This is a genomic window from Enterobacter cloacae complex sp.6700776, assembly GCF_048284255.1.
Taxonomy (GTDB): Bacteria; Pseudomonadota; Gammaproteobacteria; order Enterobacterales; family Enterobacteriaceae; genus Enterobacter; species Enterobacter intestinihominis.
This window is the reverse complement of the sequence record NZ_JBLVYK010000161.1, coordinates 1-305: the sequence shown is the minus strand read 5'-3', so window position 1 is coordinate 305 and position 305 is coordinate 1. Positions and strand designations below refer to the sequence as shown.

General features: G+C 37.7%; 1 protein-coding gene. It reads left to right on the top strand.

Going from position 1 to position 305, the window contains the following annotated elements; all coding sequences use genetic code 11:
- Positions 1–305, top strand: a 305-nt coding sequence (locus ACNQ0T_RS23710) for a helix-turn-helix transcriptional regulator (RefSeq protein WP_417930441.1), incomplete at both ends; no start/stop codon positions are given.

Genomic DNA, 305 nt, shown 5'->3' with positions numbered 1-305 from the left:
ATTTACGACAACTCAGTAATCGTCAAGCTGAGCGTTTGCAGACATTCATGGAAAATAATTATTTAAAAGAGTGGAAGTTAAATGAGTTTGCCAGAACGTTTGGCATGGGCTTAACAACATTCAAAGAGCTATTTCATACTGTTTATGCAACATCACCTCGTTCTTGGATCAGTGAGAAGCGCATCATGTATGCACACCAATTATTGATAAATACGTCGATGAGTATTGTAGAAGTTTCTATGGAAGCCGGCTTTTCAAGTCAGTCTTACTTTACTCAAAGCTATCATAAGCGCTTTGGTTATACC